This is a genomic window from Photorhabdus sp. RW14-46 (assembly GCF_963887965.1).
In the GTDB taxonomy this organism is placed as follows: domain Bacteria; phylum Pseudomonadota; class Gammaproteobacteria; order Enterobacterales; family Enterobacteriaceae; genus Photorhabdus; species Photorhabdus laumondii.
The window spans coordinates 81,038-100,572 of the sequence record NZ_CAWPHH010000013.1; the positions used below are offsets into that span (position 1 = coordinate 81,038).

A 19,535-nucleotide genomic window follows, 5' to 3' on the forward strand; every position below is an offset into this window, starting at 1 on the left:
CAACATATCTTGTTCTGCAATACAAAACGACAGCGGATGATATCAATCATCCGCTTTAAAGTCTGTTACTAATGAACAATTAAACTCAATCTAACAGAAGCTGGGGCGTTACCTCTTTTACCATTGCCAAGAATTCTGTGCGTTCTTTACCACTCAAACCGCCAGAACGCGGCAATTTCGCCGTTAATGGGTTTACCACCTGCTGATTGATCCAGAATTCATAATGCAAATGTGGACCGGTAGAACGACCAGTGCTACCGGACAACGCGATACGATCACCGCGTTTTACCTTCTGCCCTGATTTCACCAACAGCTTTCTCAAGTGCATATAACGCGTGGTATATTGGCGCCCATGACGAATGGCAATAAAGTTACCTGCTGCTCCGTTATATTTGGAGACAATCACCTCACCATCACCTACCGCCAAAACAGGCGTTCCCACCGGCATAGCAAAATCCACCCCTTTATGTGGCGCAACCCGACCAGTGACTGGATTCACACGCCGAGGATTAAATTGGGAAGATACCCGAAATTGCTTGGCGGTTGGAAAACGCAAAAATCCGCGCTCCAGACCGGAACCTTGACGATCATAAAAACGCCCATCTTCCGCCCGGATAGCATAATAATCTTTACCACCACTATTTAGGCGAACACCAAGTAATTGGCTCTGTTCACTGTGACCATCCAACATTTCACGGGACAGCAATACAGAGAAACGATCACCTTCATGTAATTTACGCAAATCAATTTGCCATTGCAGTGCCTTGGTAACTTCACGTGCTTCACTGCTGGTTAAGCCGGCATTTAAAGCACTGCTGGTAAAGTTACTATCAACAACGCCAACGACGACGCTGTTTTTCCATTCCCCTTTCTGAAACTCTTTTGTTTCTTTAAACAGATCGCCCTCACGGGTATAAATGCGCATTTCACGGCGGGAAACACCCCAAGTCAGCGTTTGCAAGTCACCCGCTTCATTGACTGTCCATGACAATGGCTGACCAATATTCAGCCCCCGTAACGCTTTATGCTGACTCGCGAGTAACGCGACATCAGAAGAGTCGATACCAAATTGGGTCAGAATATTACTGAGGGTGTCACCGTCGGAGACAATATATTCATGCGGAGTTTGAGCCGTAACCTCTGAGTTCGTCTCTTCATCAGGAATACCTTCATCCGGTAGCTGTTCACTGCTATCTGCAATAATCTCATCACTATCTACCGGAAGATTGATGGCGATGCTGCCGACTGTTGTTTCTTCTTGTTCATGATGATAAGCAATAGGTTGCCACATAGTGACAACCAATGTTGCTACAGTCAGCGAACCCAACATAATTTTATGCGGTCGCGGTAACTCCTTATACACCAGAACGATAGTTTTAACTATCTGTTGCACTCATTGAATTCCTTATTGCTTTAATTCAGGCAACCCGCGTACTGTTCCGACAACTGAGTTATAAATTTCATATAGCTGTCCTTATCCAATACGATGCGGCCTCCTAACGGATCTAAAGTGCCCATACGCACTCCCGTATCCTTCGCCACAGCATTAATAACGGTCGGCCTGAATTGTGGCTCAGCAAAAATGCAGGTTGCTTTCTGCTCAACCAATTGTGTTCGTATATGATGTAATTTTTGTGCGCCAGGTTGTATTTCAGGATTAATCGTAAAATGTCCTAATGGCGTCAGGCCATAATGCTGCTCGAAATAGCCATAAGCATCGTGAAAAACAAAATACCCCTTACCACGCACCAGCTTAAGAATATTAGCAATATTTTTGTCAGTTTGCGCAAGCTGCGCATTGAATTTACGTAGGTTTACGTCCAGCGCTGCTTTTTTATGCGGATAACGCGCTTGTAATTGGTCATGAATCCCCTGTGCCACCTGTTTTGCTATTTCTGGTGATAACCAGATGTGCATATTATATTCACCATGAGAATGATGTTCATGGTCATCTTTATGTTTATGCTGATCCGGTTCGGGTAAATCTTCATTATTTTTCAGCAATAATGGCCTAATCGTTGGCAATTGTGCTAAAACTAACTGTTTATTTTGTGGAACTTTGGCTAACGGTTTAGACAAAAAGATTTCCATCTCAGGTCCAACCCACACAACTAAATCTGCCCGGTTAACTTTCTTAAGATCAGACGGTCTCAACGCATAATCATGCGGTGATGCCCCATCAGGTAACAGTACCTGCGTATCAGTTACACCCTCAGTTATTGCCGCGGCAATAAAACCCAATGGACGGATTGATGTCACAACATCAGCATTAACCGATTGTATCGTTCCCGACATGAAAACAGCAATAATCGCGGTCTTGCAGAGAAATTTGTGCGCTAGTTTATATGATTTGTGTAACATAATGTAAATATCTCGTGGACAGAAACCAGAATTGTTATATTATAACATCTCAATGTTCACGCAAGATATATTTAACATGTCGACACTCATCACTTTAAAAAATGTTGCTGTTAATTTCGGCGATCGTCGGGTATTAAACAATATCTCTCTTCATTTGCAACGAGGGAATATTCTGACTTTGCTAGGTCCTAATGGTGCCGGTAAATCAACTTTAGTCCGCGTTGTTTTAGGGCTTATTGAGCCATCATCCGGCACTATTGAACAGACCGATGGATTGAAAATCGGCTATGTTCCGCAGAAATTGCATCTTGATCCCACCCTGCCATTGACAGTTAAACGCTTCATGATGCTAAAACCCGGTGTCAAATCTGGCGATATATTGCCGGCACTTGAACGGGTAAATGCTGCTCATCTATTGCAACAGCCCATGCAAAAATTATCCGGCGGGGAAAGCCAACGGGTTTTATTAGCCAGAGCACTATTAAATCAACCTCAATTACTTGTCCTTGATGAACCAACACAAGGGGTCGATGTTAATGGTCAATTAGCACTTTATGATTTAATTAATCAAATCAGGACCGAATTGCATTGCGCTGTACTGATGGTTTCCCATGATTTGCATCTGGTCATGGCGAAAACAGACGAAGTTTTATGCCTTAATCAACATATTTGCTGTTCCGGCACACCTGAAGTTGTTTCAACTCACCCTGAATTTATCGCTATGTTTGGTCATCACGGTGCTGAGCAATTAGCAATATATCGCCATCAACACGATCACCATCAACACAATCACCATCATGATCTGAAAGGGAAAATTATCTTGGAAAATAACAGGGAATGCCACTCATGATCGAATTATTATTCCCCGGTTGGTTGGCCGGCGTATTATTGGCTATTGCTGCCGGGCCATTAGGTTCATTTGTTGTCTGGCGCAGAATGTCCTATTTTGGTGATACTCTGGCTCATGCTTCATTGCTGGGCGTTGCTTTCGGATTATTGTTAAATATTAGCCCTTTTTACACAATTATCGCCGTCACTTTGATACTGGCAATGATGTTGGTTTGGCTGGAGAAACGTCCTCAATTGGCAATCGATACTTTGTTGGGGATTATGGCTCACAGCGCATTATCATTAGGGCTGGTGGTTGTCAGTTTAATGTCTAATGTGCGAGTTGATTTGATGGCTTATCTATTTGGTGATTTGTTATCAGTCACCTATGAAGATATTTGGTTAATTGCCATCGGTGTCACCATTGTCACCACGCTCCTGTTCTGGCGATGGAACGCCCTGCTCTCTATCACCGTCAGTCAAGAAATGGCTTTTGTGGATGGCATTAAAATACAGCGGTTAAGAGTGCTGTTAATGCTGGTAACAGCGTTGACAATCGGCTTGGCAATGAAATTTGTCGGTGCACTGATTATCACCTCCCTGCTCATTATCCCGGCCGCCACTGCTCGCCGTTTTGCCCGCACACCGGAGCAAATGGCCGGTATTGCTATTGCGGTTGGCATGCTTGCCGTCACCGGTGGATTAGCTTTCTCCGCCATTTACGACACACCAGCAGGACCCTCTGTCGTGCTATGTGCTGCGGTGATGTTTATTGCCAGCCTGATCAGTAAAGCAAAAAATTAATCCACTGAGTGGGTACAACCCGGTTATCAGGAGAACGGGATAGGCTTCCCTTACGGGAATGCCCATCCCGATTTTTCAAGCAATTACATATACCCGTTATCTTTCAAGTTGCCTCTTTGTTGGCTGCACTCACCCCGGTCACATCGTTACCTATGCTCCCGGGGATTCGCTCCCTTGCCGTCGCGATCCATCTTAAAATCCATAGGGTATAGATCATTCCTGATCTCTGACCATGCCAAAATGGCGATAAGCATGTTCAGTGGCAATTCGTCCACGGGAAGTACGTTGAATAAAGCCCTGTTGAATCAAAAAGGGTTCCAGCACATCCTCAATCGTTTCTCGCTCTTCACCAATAGCAGCGGCAAGGTTATCTACCCCAACCGGCCCGCCCATAAATTTATCAATGATGGCAATCAGTAACTTACGATCCAGATAATCAAAACCGGCAGCATCTACGCTCAACATATCCAGCGCTCTGGTGGCAATATTGCCATCAATCGCACCATTCCCTTTTACTTGAGCAAAATCACGTACCCGGCGCAGTAAACGGTTTGTAATCCGCGGCGTTCCACGAGAACGCATAGCAACCTGCCGGGCACCATCGTCAGTAATCTCTACTCCCATAAAACGGGCACTGCGAGAAACGATACTTTGCAAATCGTCCACATTATAAAATTCAAGGCGCTGCACGATACCGAACCGATCACGCAGTGGCGAAGTCAAAGAACCTGCGCGAGTGGTAGCCCCAATCAGGGTAAAAGGCGGCAAATCAATTTTGATCGAACGGGCTGCCGGCCCCTCGCCAATCATAATATCCAGTTGGTAATCTTCCATTGCTGGATAGAGAATTTCTTCCACTACCGGCGATAAACGGTGAATTTCATCGATAAACAACACATCATGCGGCTCAAGATTGGTCAGCATTGCCGCCAGATCGCCCGCCTTTTCCAACACCGGACCAGAAGTTGTGCGAAGATTAACGCCCATCTCATTGGCAACAATATTCGCCAGCGTTGTTTTCCCCAATCCCGGCGGACCAAAAATCAGCAGGTGATCAAGGGCATCACCACGCTGTCTGGCAGCCTGAATAAAAATCTCCATCTGCTCACAGACTTGCGGTTGCCCAACATATTCAGACAACAATTTAGGTCTGATTGCGCGGTCAATCGCTTCATCGTCTTGCAAAACTTCCGCAGAAACCAGACGGTCAGCTTCAATCATGGCTTACCCCTGTAACTTAGAGAACAGCGCGAAGTGCTTCGCGGATAAGTGTTTCACAATCAGCACCCGGTTTAGCGATTTTACTGACCATGCGGCTAGCCTCTTGTGGCTTGTAACCCAGAGAGACTAATGCCGCAGCGGCTTCTGCTTCGCTATCAGCGTCAGAAGTTGTCTGTTTGGCCGTTGCCGGCAAATTAATATCACTGCTCTGATTGAAGAGATCGCCATTGAGCCCTTTAAAGCGATCTTTCATTTCAACCACCAACCGTTCAGCGGTTTTCTTACCTACACCCGGCAATTTAACCAGAGAAACGATCGCTTCTCGTTCAATAGCAGAAACAAATTGCTGCGCAGACATGCCCGAAAGAATAGCCAACGCCAATTTAGGCCCTACACCATTCACTTTAATTAATTCACGGAATAGCGCCCGCTCCTGCTTATCATTAAAACCATAAAGTAATTGCGCATCTTCACGCACAACAAAGTGAGTAAACAGAACAGCTTCCTGTCCGGCATCAGGCAATTCATAAAAACAGGTCATTGGCATATGGACTTCATAACCAACACCATTTGTTTCCAGTAAAACCAAAGGTGGTTGTTTTTCCAGCACAATTCCTCTGAGACGCCCTATCACTCGTTTACCCCCTAAAACCTAAAAAATAAAACTGATTGTTCTATTTATGGTTATAACATAAAAAAAGCTGGATGCATATCCAGCCGTTATCTTAAACGTCCACGTGCCAAAATTAATCTGGGATCACCAACCCGCAAAAGATTCTGATTAAAGTGACAATGGGTTATCGCAATCGCCAATGCATCTGCCGCATCGGATTGCGGGTTAGCAGACAATTTCAGCACAGAACGCACCATGTGCTGAACCTGACTTTTTTCAGCCGCCCCGGTTCCAACAACCGTTTGTTTCACCTGCCGCGCAGCATATTCAAAAACCGGTATAGATTGATTAACAGCGGCAAGAATAGCCACTCCCCGTGCTTGCCCTAATTTCAGCGCTGAATCGGCGTTTTTTGCCATAAAGACTTGCTCGATAGCAAAAGCATCTGGTTGAAATTGCGTAATAATTTCAAGGATACCCGCATAAATCCGCTGTAACCGGTTAGGCAGATCATCAACTTTTGTTCGGATACAACCACTGCCAAGGTAGCTCAAATGACGCCCCTGCTGACGGATCACACCATAGCCAGTGACGCGGGAACCCGGGTCGATACCTAAGATAATCGCCATATTCTGTTTATTCGCCTTTGATTATCACCTTTAATAAAGGAGATAAAAACGTTAGAGAAAGTGTCCTGTACCACAGCACACTTTCTCTACGCTATGTACCCGTTATCCTTCAAGTTGCCTCTTTGTTGGCTGCTCTCACCCCGGTCACATCATTATCTATGCTCCCGGCGATTCGCTCCCTTGCCGTCGCAATCCATCTTGAAATCCATAGGGTATACAACCCGACTGAAATTACAGCAAAGCCGCAATTTCATCAGAGATTTCACCGTTATGGTAAACCTCTTGTACGTCGTCTGAATCTTCCAACATATCAATCAAGCGCAATAACTTAGGTGCAGTTTCCGCATCCAACTCTGCTTTAGTGGAAGGGATCATTGAAACTTCCGCTGATTCAGCCACAAAACCCGCTGCATCTAACGCATCTTTCACGTCACCAAAGGTTTCTGGTGTGGTGTAAACATCAATCGCGCCATCATCATAGGTTTCTACATCATCAGCGCCGGCTTCCAACGCCGCTTCCATAACCGCATCTTCATCCAGCCCTGGCGCGTAAGAAATCACTCCTTTCTTGGCGAACAGATAAGCCACCGAGCCATCAGTACCCAAATTACCACCGGTTTTAGTGAAAGCATGACGAACGTCAGAAACAGTACGGTTACGGTTATCACTCAGACACTCAACCATCACCGCCGTTCCCCCCGGACCATAACCTTCATAAATGATGGTTTCCATGTTATCCGCTTCATCGCTGCCAACACCACGGGCGATAGCACGATTCAGAGTGTCGCGGGTCATGTTGTTGGACAGTGCTTTATCAATTGCAGCACGCAGACGTGGGTTAGATGCCGGATCTCCACCACCCAGACGGGCTGCCGTTACTAGCTCCCGGATAATTTTGGTGAAAATCTTACCGCGTTTCGCATCCTGCGCAGCTTTGCGGTGCTTGGTGTTGGCCCATTTACTATGACCTGCCATAAGGTTCTCCGATAAAACGTCTAATAAACTTATTCAATAACAAACTCTTCAATCGCCTGCCGATTGCTCCACGACTTAGTGAGCTTTACTGCTTTATCCGCATCCAGCCACTGATAAGCCTGATGTTCAGTCAACAGGCATTCTCGCTCTTCCGGCAATGCCAGACAGAACCAGTACTCTTTATTGCGGGTGACTCCTGGAGCATAGCGATGGCGCAAATGGGTAAAAATCTCATAATAAAGAGAACGCCGGCAATCTATCAATTCAAGATTTTCACCTATAATATCAATACCGACTTCTTCTTGCACTTCACGCAATGCTGTCTCCCACGGCGTTTCATCTCCATCAAGGCTGCCAGTGACAGACTGCCAAAAATCAGGATCGTCCCGCCGCTGTAACATTAGCACCCGTCGGCTGGAAATCGCATAAATAACCACCAGCACAGACTCGGGGCGCTTATAAGCCATTATTCACTCTCTTTTTTAGCAACAACAGAGATTGATAACTCTTCAAGGGACGCCGGATTGGCATAACTTGGCGCTTCCGTCATTAAACAAGCGGCAGCGGTGGTTTTAGGGAATGCGATAACATCACGGATGTTATCCGTTCCTGTCAGCAGCATCACCAAACGATCAAGACCAAATGCCAAACCGGCATGGGGTGGCGTACCAAATTTCAGTGCATCCAGCAAGAAGCCAAATTTCTCCTGCTGTTCCTGCTCATTAATGCCCAAAATACGGAACACCGCCTGTTGCATTTCATTACGGTGAATACGCACTGAACCACCCCCCACTTCGTAACCGTTAATCACCATATCGTAAGCATTGGCAATAGCCGAAACCGGATCTTGCGCCAACTCCGCCGCTGACATATTACACGGTGAAGTAAACGGATGGTGCATAGCGGTCAGGCCACCTTCCCCATCATCTTCGAACATGGGGAAGTCGATAACCCACAGTGGCCGCCAGCTATCCAATTTTGTCAGGTTCAGATCGCGCCCTAATTTCAGACGCAACGCTCCCAAGGCATCAGTGACCACTTTTACACTGCCAGCACCAAAGAACAAAATATCGCCATCCTGTGCATCGGTACGAGAAAGCAGACCTTCAATCACCTCGGCATTCAGGAACTTGGCTATCGGACTTTGAACCCCTTCCAGACCGGCAGCACGCGCATTGACTTTTATCCACGCCAGCCCTTTTGCGCCATAAATCCCAACGAATTTGCCATATTCATCAATCTGCTTACGGCTCAATTCAGCACCACCGGGTACCCGAATGACGGCTACGCGGCCTTTACTGTCATTCGCCGGCTCAGCAAAAACACTAAATTCCACATCTTTAACCAGATCAGCAACATCAACCAACTCCAACGGGTTACGCAGATCAGGTTTATCAGAACCGAAACGACGCATCACTTCAGCAAACGTCATCACCGGGAAATGCCCCAGATCAACACCGTCAATTTCAAACCACAATTCGCGGATCATTTTTTCCATCATTTCCCTTACCTGCTCAGCAGTCATAAAGGAAGTTTCCACGTCGATTTGAGTAAATTCTGGCTGGCGATCCGCACGCAAGTCTTCATCACGGAAGCATTTAACAATTTGATAATAACGGTCAAAACCGGACATCATCAGCAATTGCTTAAATAACTGCGGAGATTGAGGCAAGGCATAAAATTTGCCTTTATGAACACGACTTGGCACCAAATAATCACGGGCACCTTCGGGTGTTGCTTTCGTCAGCATCGGCGTTTCAATATCCAGGAAACCCTGATTATCCATGAAACGACGCACAAAACTGGTGATTTTAGCCCGTGCTTTCAGGCGATTTGCCATTTCAGGTCGACGTAGATCAATATAGCGATATTTCAGACGTTGCTCTTCACTGTTCGTCTGATTGCTATCCAAAGGCAGAGGTTCGGAGCGGTTGATGATATTCAAACTTTCCGCAAAAACCTCTATTTCACCGGTAGCCATATCTTTATTGATTTGACTGTCAGGACGGGCGCGTACAGTACCGGTGATTTGAATACAGAATTCATTACGCAGTTCAGCAGCCTGAGAAAATGCGGCTTGCTGATCCGGGTCAAAAAATACCTGAACGATCCCTTCACGATCACGCATATCAATAAAAATCAAGCCACCCAGATCACGGCGGCGGTTTACCCAACCACAAAGAGTCACCTTCTGGCCTTCATGGGTCAGATTCAACTGCCCACAATAATCAGTACGCATACAATATCCTTTTACTCGGCTGTTGTGCTGTTGCTGCGGAAATTTTGGCATCGTTCTTGAACTTGAAAAGTGTCATGAAGTGTCAAAAAAGGTCGCCATTATAATGGAAATTCTGCTCAGAGATAAGGGCAGGTAATATCCCGATGCGATACCATTGCTTGATGTCTGATAATCAGGCAATTTATTTTCAATTCCCATCTATTTATAGCGACAGTTTTATTTTTGGGGTTTATCATAACTTAATTGGCCAATTTCGGTTAGGCAATGGAGTTAAAAATGGTTAGCTCGCTTTATGTTGTGTTGGGCGCACTATTATTGATTAAGCTGTCTTTTGATGTGGTTAAGTTAAGAACACAATATCGTGTCTCATATGGAGATGGTGGTTTTTACGAATTACAAACAGCGATCCGCATTCACGGTAATGCTGTGGAATATATCCCTATCTCTATGTTATTGCTGGTCATGATGGAGATGAACGGCTCAAATGTCTGGATGATACATGTCTGTGGTTTGATTCTGCTTACCGGCAGAGTCTTGCATTATTATGGCCTGTACCACCGTGAGTTCTACTGGCGGCGTTCAGGCATGGTAGCAACCTATCTTTCAATCGTATTAATGGTGATAACAAATATTTACTACTTGCCTTGGGAACAGATATTTTCTCTCTACTAACCTAATAGTACTGGCGCTGAAATAACAGGCAGCAAACTCGGCTGCCTGTTATTCTAACCCTAGCTGTTCACTATGTAAGGAAGACTTTCCGACGTTGACATGCAAAGCGAGCAAGTGTTGGTTTTTTTACCTCTCATTGGCGAGGGTATAAACCGCATCTCCGACCCGTTTACCACGTTTACCAATAGCAATTACCAGCAAGATAATCTTATTGTCATTCACTTCATAAACCAAGCGGTTGCCAGAAGACCGCAATTTAATTTTGTATCGGTTCGATCGCCCACTTAATCTTGCTGACGGCACATGAGGGTTTTCTAAGCGTTCAGCCAATTTTCTCTTTAGCTGCTCCTTAATTGGATGACCTAACTTCTTCCACTCTTTTAAGGCCCGCTTTTCAAATTGCAGACTATAAATCATCCAGGTTCACACTAACAAATTCAGCATTTTCTAAACGTTCATCTGCAATTTTGTTTAGTGCGGCATCCTCTGCTAGCTCCTGATAGTAGGCGAATAATTCAGGAGGCACACAATAAAATGCAGGTTCATTCCGATTCAGGATTGCGACCGCTTCACCTTCCCCCTGCAAATATGTCCCCATTGGGTTACGTTTCAAATCGGTAATACTTGCCGCTAAATTTGTTAAGATTTGATATGCCATACACCACCTCACTCTTTTACGTAAGCAAACAATAGGTCATTTAAAGGTGCTTTACAATGCATCTTTACTTTTATATCAAACCCAAAGATCCCCTAATGCTGACTAATGAAATCAAGGATTGATCGCGTCATGATATGATTTTTGTGCAACACTTAACCTCCTCAAATATTTCCATTATTCACTACTTTTAAGCACAGAGAAAATTGGTTCAAGGTCAAGCTTTACATCTGTTAGAATGCCACCTTCTATTTTTTCTAATAATTAATGCTGTTATGTCAAATCAAGATCCTCACCATCAAAGGGATAGCCTGTTTGCTACGCCTATTGCCAATCTGGGAGACTGGCGTTTCGATGAACGGGTAGCCGAAGTTTTCCCTGATATGATCCAACGCTCCGTGCCAGGTTATTCAAATATTGTTTCCATGATTGGTATGCTGGCCGGCCGTTTCGTGACATCAAACAGTCAAATTTATGATCTGGGTTGTTCTCTGGGCGCATCAACCCTGGCAATGCGCCGCAATATTGTCGCTGAAAACTGCAAAATTATTGCCGTTGATAATTCCCCGGCAATGGTGGAACGCTGTCGTCGCCATATTGATGCTTTCCGGTCGCAAACACCGGTTGAAGTCATTGAAGCCGATATTCTTAATATCGATATTCAAAATGCTTCGATGGTCGTACTGAATTTCACCTTACAATTCCTCAACCCGCAAGATCGACAAGGTTTACTAAACCGGATTTACCAAGGATTACGCCCCGGTGGTGTTTTAGTTTTATCAGAGAAATTCAGCTTTGAAGATCAACAGATTGGTGAGTTACTGTTTAATATGCACCACGATTTTAAGCGTGCTAACGGATATAGCGAACTGGAAATCAGCCAGAAACGCAGCATGCTTGAAAATGTCATGTTGACTGATTCTGTAGAAACACACAAATCCCGTCTCCATCAATCCGGTTTTAACCATGTTGAAGTCTGGTTTCAGTGTTTCAACTTTGGTTCACTGCTGGCGATAAAAGGAGCCGATGAATGATCGATTTCGGTAATTTTTATCAACTTATTGCAAAAAATAACCTCCAGCATTGGCTTAATTGCCTTCCTGCTCAACTGCAAGAGTGGCAAAAAGCAGCCCTGCACGGTAATTTTAAATCATGGGTAAAAACCCTGGAAAACCTACCCGAAATTTCACCGACTCAATTAGACTTGAAAAATGGCGTGATCGCAGAACGCGATCCGCCCCTATCCGCAGGTGAAAAAATTTGCCTTACCAATATATTGCGAATATTCATGCCGTGGCGCAAAGGCCCATTCTCGCTTTATGGTATAAATATTGATACTGAATGGCGTTCAGATTGGAAGTGGGATCGAGTACTGCCCCATATTTCTCCATTAACCGGCCGGACAATTCTTGATGTTGGCTGCGGCAGTGGCTATCACCTGTGGCGGATGGTCGGTGAAGGGGCTGAACTTGCCGTTGGTATCGATCCAACTCAGCTCTTCCTCTGCCAATTTGAAGCTGTCAGAAAGTTACTTGGCAATGATCAACGCGCCCATCTTTTACCTCTGGGCATTGAACAATTACCGGCACTGGCCGCTTTCGATACAGTCTTTTCAATGGGAGTTCTCTATCACCGCCGCTCTCCTCTTGACCATCTCTGGCAATTGAAAAACCAGCTTATATCCGATGGTGAACTGATATTGGAAAGTCTGGTTGTTGAAGGAGATGAACATACCTGTTTAATCCCAGGTGAACGTTATGCTCAAATGCGCAACGTCTACTTCATTCCTTCGGCAAAAATGGTGAAAATCTGGCTAGAGAAGTGCGGTTTTGTCGATGTGAAAATTGTCGATCAGGCAGTCACAGCCACGGAAGAACAACGTCGTACAGATTGGATGAAAACTGAATCACTATCTGATTTCCTCGATCCTACAGATAGCAATAGAACCATTGAGGGTTATCCCGCCCCTCTACGGGCGATACTGATCGCCCATAAGCCCTAATTTTTCGAACTGGCCCAACGTTGGGCCAGTTCATATACCCTATGGATTTCAAGATGGATCGCGACGGCAAGGGAACGAATCCCCGGGAGCATAGCGAACGATGTGACCGGGGTGAAGGAGTGCAGCCAACAAAGAGGCAACTTGAAAGATAACGGGTAAAACGGGTAAATAGATTTTATTCAAATAAAGTCAAACTCAGCATCCCTTTCATCACCTCTACCACACCACCATCAACACAATAATGTGAAAACTCATCCACCTCATTGTCCGCGCTCATCGTCACTCCCGCTTTGCGATAGGTCATGGTAGAAAGCATAATCCGGCTTGCCGAACTGTGAACTTCCGTTAACCCGATATCGATAAATTTATGAATATTACTCATACGAACACCAGCACCTGCCATAATAATTGGCCCCTGACTGGCTTGATGCAGCTCTTTCAATAAGGGTAATCCTAATTCGGCATTCTGTTGCTGGCCGGAAGTCAATATTCGTTTAACACCAAGTTGAGTGAGTTGATCCAATGCCACATAAGGATTAAAACACATATCAAATGCACGGTGAAAAGTGACGGCCATATCGCCAGACAGTGCCATCAATTGTTGCATACGGGGCAAATCAATATGCCCTTCTTCATCTAATACACCAAAAACGACGCCCATAAATCCCATATCACGGATCTGAGCCACATCATTTTTCATCACCTCAAAATCTGAGTGACTGTAGCAAAAATCACCACCTCTTGGACGTACAATGGGATATACAGGAATAGTTAATTGCTCAATAGCCTGCTTCAATGTACCAAAACTTGGTGTTAATCCCCCTTCCGCCGGACTGGCGCAGAGCTCTATCCGGTCAGCACCCGCCTGTTGTGCGATTAATGCGCAACCTACGCTAAAACAACAAATTTCTAACTTTGTCATCAGAAGTTCCTTGGACACCCAGTTATTAACGAGCAATTAATGAATCTAAGCGATTCAGTAATTCAACCCACTAACTATGACATCTAATTATTGCCGATGATTTGTAGGAAATCACAAGGTCAGAACTTTTATCTGGATCACAAGGATGAAAAAGTTAATTTTGCTGACTGGTGCTCACTTTTAACAATTTCACGCAATGTAAATGGGTGAAACTTGACGGAGATCTCACCATCAGTGATAGCTAAGGTCGGATTAGGCAACCGCTCTTGTTCCCCTTTGGGTTGACTCTCTTTAACTATCCCCAACTTGGGTGTAATATTATACTCAAGTTGGGGACAGATGGATAAATGATGGAAGCTGTTTTTATTGAACTACCACCTTTTGAACGTTACCGTCATAACTACCTGAGTGATGAGGAGTTTCGAACCTTCCAAAATATGCTGCTGAAAAATCCAACAACAGGAGATGTAATCCAACATACAGGCGGATTGCGTAAAGTACGTTTTACTGATTCCCGAAGGAAAAAGGGAAAACGAGGCGGTATTCGGATAATTTACTATTGGTGGGTATCTAAATCGCAATTCATGCTTTTCACTATCTATGATAAAGATGAAATGTCAGACTTAACTAAAGAGCAATGCGAATCCTTGCGTAAAATGTTAGAAATGAGAAAAAAAGGAGCATAAATGAAGCGTGATCTATTTGCAGAACTCAATGAAGGGATGAAAGCTTGGGAAGAGGCTAACGAAGGCAAACTCACATTGAAAACTCATAAGAGGAGGTTAAAAAATGATATCTTCATCAGTCCGGATGAGTTGAAATCTATCCGGAGTAAACTGAATATTTCTCAGGCTGTTTTTGCCCAGTACCTGCATACCGGTGAGACGACATACCAAAACTGGGAACAGGGACGGGCTAAACCGAATAAACAAGCTGTGTTACTGATTAAAATGGTGGAGCGCAACCCGCAGGCACTAGAATTTCTTGCCAGCCTCACATAACAATATCACTTTAATTCATGTAGCTGAGCATTCACTTTTAACAATTTCACGCAATGTAAATGGGTGAAACTTGACGGTGATCTCACCATCAGTGATAGCTAAGGTCGGATTAGGCAACCGCTCTTGTTCCCCTTTGGGTTGACTCTCTTTAACAGAAAAACCTGCCGGCAAAGGTTGCGATAATAATGCTTTTGCGGCTGTTGATAAGATCTCAGGTGCCACCGGCAGCACCAGCTCCACATGTTCCCATCCCTGATGCAAGTAAGTTTTCTTGCCAGGATAGGGCAATTCTACACAATCAATTTGCCAATTAAGCACCGCAATTGGGTACTCTAAATCAAACAAGCAGATTGGACGTCCATTAATGATAGTTTCTGACATCAAACTGCCACATTGCAAAAAACCTTTACGCCAGCGCTCCGCTACAGAGATATCGTGACAACGTAAGGAGATATGATCGGCTTGATATTGCTCAACATTCAAATTAAGCCGTTGTTTGAACCGTACCAATTTTTGCTCAAATATTGCCAGTTCAGCCACTAAATCCTGTAATTCAACAATAGAAGAAAAATGTGTCATATTATCCCAGTTAAGATGCAATAGATTGGTCCCTTCCCTTGGCCCCAAACAGCCCAAGAATTTTAAAGGGTTGCCGCCGTTTCAAACCTCAAATGATACTCTCGATTGGTAATAATTGAAATTCGATGGTACCAACACAATCACTTTTTCAATAATTCCATGAATTCTCATTACCCTATTTCACCCACAAAAAACTGCAATTAAGAGCCTATCTCAATAGGCGTAATTGTTGCAGACCATTCTTATCAATGAACAGTGAACACGGACAGCGCGGAAAAACCGGAGCGTACACGTAGTACGTGAGGATTTTGAGCACTGCCCAGGTTCGCTCTTTATGGCAAAGAAAGGCAAATAAAATAGCTCTATTGGGATAGGCAGTAAGCGAAAAAATCCGCTTGGGACAATTTTGATACCTTGCAAGAAACACTATCTATCAATAAGTTACTGTAACCATTTTATTTTACACAATTTCCGCACGTAATGGGAATTAAGGGTAATTAAGGGTAATTAAGGGTAATTCTGGTTTTATAATATAATTAGATTAGGAAATTAAAAATAGGAATATTATTCTTTTATTCTAACGATTCAGGACAATTATTTAAAATAAAAAATAATCACAAAGTTTATCATTCAATATAAAATTAAGAATCTATAAAAAAATAAAAATAAAAAGCAAAAATTACAATATTAAAATTAACCATCGATATAAAGATTATTGTAATTGATACAGCTCACAAACACTAATTTTCTCATTGAAATCCAATCATAAAGAAAATAAATTACATTTTAGTCAAATATGTAAATATCTTTGACAAAACTATTTCTATAAAACGTAATTTCGGAGGTAATACTATGTCTGATTGGTCAGGAAGTGTTCCAGCTAACGCTGAAAATGGTAAATCCACAGGACTTATTCTCAAACAGGGAGATACAATCTCTGTTGTTGCTCATGGATGGGTGAAATATGGCCGTGATAATGTTGAATGGGCAGCACCTGATGGTCCTGTACCCAATAATCAACAACCGTCATCAATAGCCACACTCGTCGCTAAGATCGCCAACAAGAAGTTTGCAATTGGCAACGGAGTACTTCATAAAACGGTTCCTGTAGATGGCGAATTAATACTTTTATTCAATGACGTACCGGGTACTTTTGGTGATAATTCAGGTGAATTTCAAGTCGAGGTCATAATAGAATCTCGATACTCCCCTTTAAAATAAATAAAAACTGTGTGAATATATATTACCAATAAAGTAATAAACATTTTTATTGATATAATGCCAAGTGAAAAATCACACTATTTCACTTGGCAGATGTCATCCCACAATTCTCTGTCCTTATTATTCGGTTAATGCAGTTGCAATAAGATCTTATCTACCCAAAAACCACATACAATCAATTACATTAAATCTGTATATAAAAACAGTATCATCCATGACATCAACTGAAAAGAAAGTTTTGCCTATCAACAAAACAGGCCACGCAATGCGCAGCCCTTAATAAATTACACTACCGAACTAAGTCATCCGCGTATTACTTTTCCCGGACACCTTCGATAGAAATCAATAAATCTGCTTCCTGTGATTTAGGTCCCAAATCTGCTTTGAAATTAAAGTCTTTCAGTTTGATTTTACCAGAAGCTTCAAAACCTGCGCGATAACCACCCCACGGGTCTTTACCTTCACCCATCAGCTCTGCATTCAGTATCACCGGCTTTGTCACACCGTTTAAAGTCAGATCACCCGTAACAACATATTTCTCGCCCTCTTTTTTCACTTCAGTTGATGTGAATTTTGCTTCAGGGTATTTCTCTGTATTAAAGTAATCTTTACTACGCAGGTGTTTATCACGTTCGGCGTGGTTAGTGTCCAAACTGGCTATTTTGATCGTCACATTAACTTTATTTTCCGCCGGATTTTGCTCATCAAATGTGAAAGAACCATCAAAATCTTTAAATGTCCCATATAGCCAGCTATACCCCAAATGCTGAATGCGAAATCCAATAAAGGCATGCTGGCCGGGTATATCAATTTTATAATTGGCAGCTAATGCAGAACTTGCATTTAGTAACAATGCACCCGCAGTCAGGCCAAGTAGCGTCTTCTTCAACATATTCTTCTCCATAATCGTCTTTTATATTATTCAGGACGGAAACCCAGTATCCGCTTTAAGGTTGCATCACGATCAATAAAATGGTGTTTTAATGCTGCAACAGCATGTAATAACGATAAAATTACCACTGCCCAAGCAAGGTAAAGATGAATCATTCCAGCAGTATCCGCCTGTTCACCCTGACCGATTAATGTAGCCGGCACAATAAACCAGTCAAAAACAGAAATTGGCTGACCATCAGCGGTCGAAATTAAATAACCACTAATCAAAATGCCAAACAGTAAGATATACAACAAAATATGCATTAAAACCGCGCTGACTCTAATCAGGCGACTATAACTGGCTAATGGCTTGGGTGGTGGAGAAACAAAACGCCAGATAACACGCACAGCCATCATGATAAACAGCAACATCCCGATACTTTTATGAATTTCAGGTGCTTTATGATACCACGTATCGTAATACCCTAATGTCACCATCCACAGTCCTAGCGCAAACATGCCATATACGATCAATGCAACCAGCCAATGTAAAAGGACAGATAAGTGACCAAACTGGTTGGAAGTATTCTTCCAAAGCATAACAGTTCCTTTTTTAGGTAAATGTAGACTAGCCATTTTTTGAACTAATTCAATTATGAATGATATTAATCTCTTTTTTATTAAAAATCCCAACAAATAATTTGCAAAAGATTTTCAATTTTAATCAATAAAACTCATTTAAGGTAAAAAAACATTAAGTAACAATAAGATAAAAATAAATCACATTAATAATAATGTCGAAAAAATATATAATATATATTTTTTTATTATATTTGACTTTAAATTTCAACTACCGTAAAAATCAATTATCTTATTTTCTATTATTTCTTTATAATTTTCCGCCTATAAGAATCGTAACCTGATGCACTCGTATCTGGCGAGTCTAACACAAGCCTGGAACAATAAAAGGGTATATACCCGTCATCTTTCAAGTTGCCTCTTTGTTGGCTGCACTCTCTCACCCCGGTCACATAGTTATCTATGCTCCCGGGGATTCGCTCCCTTGCCGTCGCGATCCATCTTGAAATCCATTAGGTATAATGGATGAAGAACATCACTGTTTACGGCAGCAAATCTTACAGCATTAATCATACAATAGTGGTAAAAATAACATCAATAAATTATCAAAAATGAGGTTTTTTATGTCAAATAGCATTTTACAAGCACTCACGGTGTTGAAGTCAAAAAAATGGGTCGATTTGACGCATAGCTTCGATAAAGATTCTCCACATTTTTTTATGCTTGATTCAGCAGAATTTAAAACACTGTTTGATTATAAGGATGGCTTTTTTACTCAGCAATTTTCTTTTCCCGGCCAATATGGGACTCACATTGATGCTCCCTGCCACTTTGTTCCTGATACCCGTTATGTCGATGAATTGGAATTAAAAGAATTAGTTTTACCTCTAATCGTACTTGATCAATCAGAAAGAACAAAACAGGACCCTAATTTTTCACTTTCTAAAGAAGATATTCTTAAATTTGAAGAAGAATATGGAATTATTGAGGCAGGTACTTTCGTTGCGCTCAGAACGGATTGGAGTAAACGCTGGCCATCTCAGAAAGCAATGGATAATAAAGATGATTCTGGCAATAACCAAACACCCGGTTGGGGGATAGATGCCCTCAAGTTTTTATTTGAAGAACGCCATATTAAAGCCATTGGGCATGAAACATTTGATACCGACGCCGCTAAAGATTTTAGAAAGAATAATGCCTTGTTAGGCGAAGATTATGTCTTAAAGCAAGATACTTATCAGATAGAACTTTTAGCTAATTTGGACCAAGTACCTGTACGTGGCGCCGTTATTTTCAACATTGTAGCCAAACCTAAAAAAGCCTCTGGTTTTCCTGTTCGTGCGTTTGCCATACTCCCATAA

At 42.9% G+C, this 19,535-nt stretch carries 24 protein-coding genes and 1 pseudogene; 9 read left to right on the forward strand and 16 right to left on the reverse strand.

Features of this window, described 5'->3' with window-relative positions; all coding sequences use genetic code 11:
* Positions 1–85 precede the first annotated feature (85 nt).
* Both mepM and znuA read right to left on the reverse strand, forming a co-directional pair.
* Positions 86–1,393 (reverse strand): murein DD-endopeptidase MepM, encoded by a 1,308-nt coding sequence (gene mepM / locus AACQ38_RS12770; RefSeq protein WP_011146370.1) that lies wholly within the window; start codon positions 1,391–1,393, stop codon positions 86–88.
* Positions 1,394–1,413: 20 nt separating this feature from the next.
* On the reverse strand, positions 1,414–2,361 hold the full coding sequence (gene znuA, locus AACQ38_RS12775) for a zinc ABC transporter substrate-binding protein ZnuA (protein ID WP_165578286.1): 948 nt from the start codon (positions 2,359–2,361) through the stop codon (positions 1,414–1,416).
* A 76-nt stretch (positions 2,362–2,437) separates the two neighbouring features.
* Here znuA and znuC point away from each other — a divergent pair, with 76 nt between their 5' ends.
* Both znuC and znuB read left to right on the forward strand, forming a co-directional pair.
* Positions 2,438–3,211 carry a zinc ABC transporter ATP-binding protein ZnuC gene (gene znuC / locus AACQ38_RS12780; protein WP_011146368.1) on the forward strand — a complete coding sequence of 258 codons (774 nt, stop codon included), beginning with the start codon at positions 2,438–2,440 and terminating at the stop codon, positions 3,209–3,211.
* Complete coding sequence (gene znuB / locus AACQ38_RS12785) at positions 3,208–3,993, forward strand: zinc ABC transporter permease subunit ZnuB (RefSeq protein WP_011146367.1); 786 nt, start codon at positions 3,208–3,210, stop codon at positions 3,991–3,993. The genes znuC and znuB overlap by 4 nt, the downstream gene beginning before the upstream one ends.
* Positions 3,994–4,206: 213 nt before the next feature.
* On the opposite strand, the gene ruvB is transcribed toward znuB, so the two are convergent.
* The 6 genes from ruvB to aspS form a co-directional block, all read right to left on the reverse strand.
* Positions 4,207–5,214, reverse strand: coding sequence for a Holliday junction branch migration DNA helicase RuvB (gene ruvB, locus AACQ38_RS12790; RefSeq protein ID WP_113024441.1), 1,008 nt, complete (start codon positions 5,212–5,214; stop codon positions 4,207–4,209).
* 16 nt (positions 5,215–5,230) lie between these two features.
* Complete coding sequence (gene ruvA, locus AACQ38_RS12795; protein ID WP_011146365.1) at positions 5,231–5,848, reverse strand: Holliday junction branch migration protein RuvA; 618 nt, start codon at positions 5,846–5,848, stop codon at positions 5,231–5,233.
* An 86-nt stretch (positions 5,849–5,934) separates the two neighbouring features.
* Positions 5,935–6,456: a crossover junction endodeoxyribonuclease RuvC gene (gene ruvC, locus AACQ38_RS12800; protein ID WP_011146364.1), complete on the reverse strand. Its 522-nt coding sequence runs from the start codon at positions 6,454–6,456 to the stop codon at positions 5,935–5,937.
* Between the two features lie 231 nt (positions 6,457–6,687).
* Positions 6,688–7,431 (reverse strand): YebC/PmpR family DNA-binding transcriptional regulator, encoded by a 744-nt coding sequence (locus AACQ38_RS12805; protein ID WP_011146363.1) that lies wholly within the window; start codon positions 7,429–7,431, stop codon positions 6,688–6,690.
* Between the two features lie 29 nt (positions 7,432–7,460).
* On the reverse strand, positions 7,461–7,898 hold the full coding sequence (gene nudB / locus AACQ38_RS12810) for a dihydroneopterin triphosphate diphosphatase (protein ID WP_011146362.1): 438 nt from the start codon (positions 7,896–7,898) through the stop codon (positions 7,461–7,463).
* The gene (gene aspS / locus AACQ38_RS12815) at positions 7,898–9,670 is read right to left on the reverse strand and encodes an aspartate--tRNA ligase (RefSeq protein WP_058589223.1); all 1,773 of its coding nucleotides are present in this window, start codon (positions 9,668–9,670) and stop codon (positions 7,898–7,900) included. The genes nudB and aspS overlap by 1 nt, the downstream gene beginning before the upstream one ends.
* Positions 9,671–9,946: 276 nt before the next feature.
* On the opposite strand from aspS, the gene AACQ38_RS12820 reads away from it, so the two are divergent.
* Positions 9,947–10,342: an MAPEG family protein gene (locus AACQ38_RS12820; RefSeq protein WP_011146360.1), complete on the forward strand. Its 396-nt coding sequence runs from the start codon at positions 9,947–9,949 to the stop codon at positions 10,340–10,342.
* A 126-nt stretch (positions 10,343–10,468) separates the two neighbouring features.
* Here AACQ38_RS12820 and AACQ38_RS12825 read toward each other — a convergent pair whose 3' ends face one another.
* The gene (locus tag AACQ38_RS12825; protein ID WP_011146359.1) at positions 10,469–10,759 is read right to left on the reverse strand and encodes a type II toxin-antitoxin system RelE family toxin; all 291 of its coding nucleotides are present in this window, start codon (positions 10,757–10,759) and stop codon (positions 10,469–10,471) included.
* Positions 10,749–11,000: a type II toxin-antitoxin system Phd/YefM family antitoxin gene (locus AACQ38_RS12830; protein ID WP_011146358.1), complete on the reverse strand. Its 252-nt coding sequence runs from the start codon at positions 10,998–11,000 to the stop codon at positions 10,749–10,751. The genes AACQ38_RS12825 and AACQ38_RS12830 overlap by 11 nt, the downstream gene beginning before the upstream one ends.
* Positions 11,001–11,272: 272 nt before the next feature.
* Between AACQ38_RS12830 and cmoA the strand changes: the two genes are divergently transcribed.
* A complete protein-coding gene (gene cmoA / locus AACQ38_RS12835; protein ID WP_058589227.1) occupies positions 11,273–12,031 on the forward strand; it encodes a carboxy-S-adenosyl-L-methionine synthase CmoA in 759 nt (252 codons plus the stop codon).
* A complete protein-coding gene (cmoB, locus tag AACQ38_RS12840) occupies positions 12,028–12,999 on the forward strand; it encodes a tRNA 5-methoxyuridine(34)/uridine 5-oxyacetic acid(34) synthase CmoB (protein ID WP_165578287.1) in 972 nt (323 codons plus the stop codon). The genes cmoA and cmoB overlap by 4 nt, the downstream gene beginning before the upstream one ends.
* 175 nt (positions 13,000–13,174) lie before the next feature.
* Here the strand turns inward: cmoB and cutC are convergent, their stop codons facing one another.
* Both cutC and AACQ38_RS12850 read right to left on the reverse strand, forming a co-directional pair.
* Positions 13,175–13,921, reverse strand: a complete 747-nt coding sequence (cutC, locus tag AACQ38_RS12845; RefSeq protein WP_011146355.1) for a copper homeostasis protein CutC — start codon at positions 13,919–13,921, stop codon at positions 13,175–13,177.
* A gap of 137 nt (positions 13,922–14,058) precedes the next feature.
* Positions 14,059–14,217 (reverse strand): annotated as a pseudogene (locus AACQ38_RS12850) (VOC family protein); the annotation flags it as partial.
* A 54-nt stretch (positions 14,218–14,271) separates the two neighbouring features.
* Here AACQ38_RS12850 and AACQ38_RS12855 point away from each other — a divergent pair.
* Together AACQ38_RS12855 and AACQ38_RS12860 are read left to right on the forward strand one after the other, a co-directional pair.
* A complete protein-coding gene (locus AACQ38_RS12855; RefSeq protein ID WP_011146354.1) occupies positions 14,272–14,607 on the forward strand; it encodes a hypothetical protein in 336 nt (111 codons plus the stop codon).
* Positions 14,608–14,922: a helix-turn-helix domain-containing protein gene (locus AACQ38_RS12860; RefSeq protein ID WP_011146353.1), complete on the forward strand. Its 315-nt coding sequence runs from the start codon at positions 14,608–14,610 to the stop codon at positions 14,920–14,922.
* Between the two features lie 15 nt (positions 14,923–14,937).
* Here the strand turns inward: AACQ38_RS12860 and AACQ38_RS12865 are convergent, their stop codons facing one another.
* A complete protein-coding gene (locus AACQ38_RS12865; protein WP_058589226.1) occupies positions 14,938–15,501 on the reverse strand; it encodes a VOC family protein in 564 nt (187 codons plus the stop codon).
* An 852-nt stretch (positions 15,502–16,353) separates the two neighbouring features.
* On the opposite strand from AACQ38_RS12865, the gene AACQ38_RS12870 reads away from it, so the two are divergent.
* Entirely contained in the window at positions 16,354–16,722 is a 369-nt protein-coding gene (locus AACQ38_RS12870; protein ID WP_165578288.1) for a LecA/PA-IL family lectin, read from the forward strand.
* A 313-nt stretch (positions 16,723–17,035) separates the two neighbouring features.
* Here AACQ38_RS12870 and AACQ38_RS12875 read toward each other — a convergent pair whose 3' ends face one another.
* From AACQ38_RS12875 to AACQ38_RS12885, 3 genes are all read right to left on the reverse strand, one after another.
* Positions 17,036–17,614 carry a YceI family protein gene (locus AACQ38_RS12875; RefSeq protein ID WP_011146350.1) on the reverse strand — a complete coding sequence of 193 codons (579 nt, stop codon included), beginning with the start codon at positions 17,612–17,614 and terminating at the stop codon, positions 17,036–17,038.
* 26 nt (positions 17,615–17,640) lie between these two features.
* Positions 17,641–18,195, reverse strand: coding sequence for a cytochrome b (locus AACQ38_RS12880; RefSeq protein WP_011146349.1), 555 nt, complete (start codon positions 18,193–18,195; stop codon positions 17,641–17,643).
* Between the two features lie 281 nt (positions 18,196–18,476).
* The gene (locus tag AACQ38_RS12885) at positions 18,477–18,626 is read right to left on the reverse strand and encodes a hypothetical protein (RefSeq protein WP_165578289.1); all 150 of its coding nucleotides are present in this window, start codon (positions 18,624–18,626) and stop codon (positions 18,477–18,479) included.
* Between the two features lie 171 nt (positions 18,627–18,797).
* Between AACQ38_RS12885 and AACQ38_RS12890 the strand changes: the two genes are divergently transcribed.
* Positions 18,798–19,535 (forward strand): cyclase family protein, encoded by a 738-nt coding sequence (locus AACQ38_RS12890; RefSeq protein ID WP_058588603.1) that lies wholly within the window; start codon positions 18,798–18,800, stop codon positions 19,533–19,535.

Bases quoted from the DNA above. Each gene is read 5' to 3' on its own strand.
- znuA (WP_165578286.1), bottom strand. From the start codon at position 2,361: ATGTTACACAAATCATATAAACTAGCGCACAAATTTCTCTGCAAGACC.
- znuC (WP_011146368.1), top strand. From the start codon at position 2,438: ATGTCGACACTCATCACTTTAAAAAATGTTGCTGTTAATTTCGGCGAT.
- znuB (WP_011146367.1), top strand. From the start codon at position 3,208: ATGATCGAATTATTATTCCCCGGTTGGTTGGCCGGCGTATTATTGGCT.
- ruvB (WP_113024441.1), bottom strand. From the start codon at position 5,214: ATGATTGAAGCTGACCGTCTGGTTTCTGCGGAAGTTTTGCAAGACGAT.
- ruvC (WP_011146364.1), bottom strand. From the start codon at position 6,456: ATGGCGATTATCTTAGGTATCGACCCGGGTTCCCGCGTCACTGGCTAT.
- AACQ38_RS12805 (WP_011146363.1), bottom strand. From the start codon at position 7,431: ATGGCAGGTCATAGTAAATGGGCCAACACCAAGCACCGCAAAGCTGCG.
- nudB (WP_011146362.1), bottom strand. From the start codon at position 7,898: ATGGCTTATAAGCGCCCCGAGTCTGTGCTGGTGGTTATTTATGCGATT.
- aspS (WP_058589223.1), bottom strand. From the start codon at position 9,670: ATGCGTACTGATTATTGTGGGCAGTTGAATCTGACCCATGAAGGCCAG.
- AACQ38_RS12820 (WP_011146360.1), top strand. From the start codon at position 9,947: ATGGTTAGCTCGCTTTATGTTGTGTTGGGCGCACTATTATTGATTAAG.
- AACQ38_RS12825 (WP_011146359.1), bottom strand. From the start codon at position 10,759: ATGATTTATAGTCTGCAATTTGAAAAGCGGGCCTTAAAAGAGTGGAAG.
- AACQ38_RS12830 (WP_011146358.1), bottom strand. From the start codon at position 11,000: ATGGCATATCAAATCTTAACAAATTTAGCGGCAAGTATTACCGATTTG.
- cmoA (WP_058589227.1), top strand. From the start codon at position 11,273: ATGTCAAATCAAGATCCTCACCATCAAAGGGATAGCCTGTTTGCTACG.
- cmoB (WP_165578287.1), top strand. From the start codon at position 12,028: ATGATCGATTTCGGTAATTTTTATCAACTTATTGCAAAAAATAACCTC.
- cutC (WP_011146355.1), bottom strand. From the start codon at position 13,921: ATGACAAAGTTAGAAATTTGTTGTTTTAGCGTAGGTTGCGCATTAATC.
- AACQ38_RS12855 (WP_011146354.1), top strand. From the start codon at position 14,272: ATGGAAGCTGTTTTTATTGAACTACCACCTTTTGAACGTTACCGTCAT.
- AACQ38_RS12860 (WP_011146353.1), top strand. From the start codon at position 14,608: ATGAAGCGTGATCTATTTGCAGAACTCAATGAAGGGATGAAAGCTTGG.
- AACQ38_RS12865 (WP_058589226.1), bottom strand. From the start codon at position 15,501: ATGACACATTTTTCTTCTATTGTTGAATTACAGGATTTAGTGGCTGAA.
- AACQ38_RS12870 (WP_165578288.1), top strand. From the start codon at position 16,354: ATGTCTGATTGGTCAGGAAGTGTTCCAGCTAACGCTGAAAATGGTAAA.
- AACQ38_RS12875 (WP_011146350.1), bottom strand. From the start codon at position 17,614: ATGTTGAAGAAGACGCTACTTGGCCTGACTGCGGGTGCATTGTTACTA.
- AACQ38_RS12880 (WP_011146349.1), bottom strand. From the start codon at position 18,195: ATGCTTTGGAAGAATACTTCCAACCAGTTTGGTCACTTATCTGTCCTT.
- AACQ38_RS12890 (WP_058588603.1), top strand. From the start codon at position 18,798: ATGTCAAATAGCATTTTACAAGCACTCACGGTGTTGAAGTCAAAAAAA.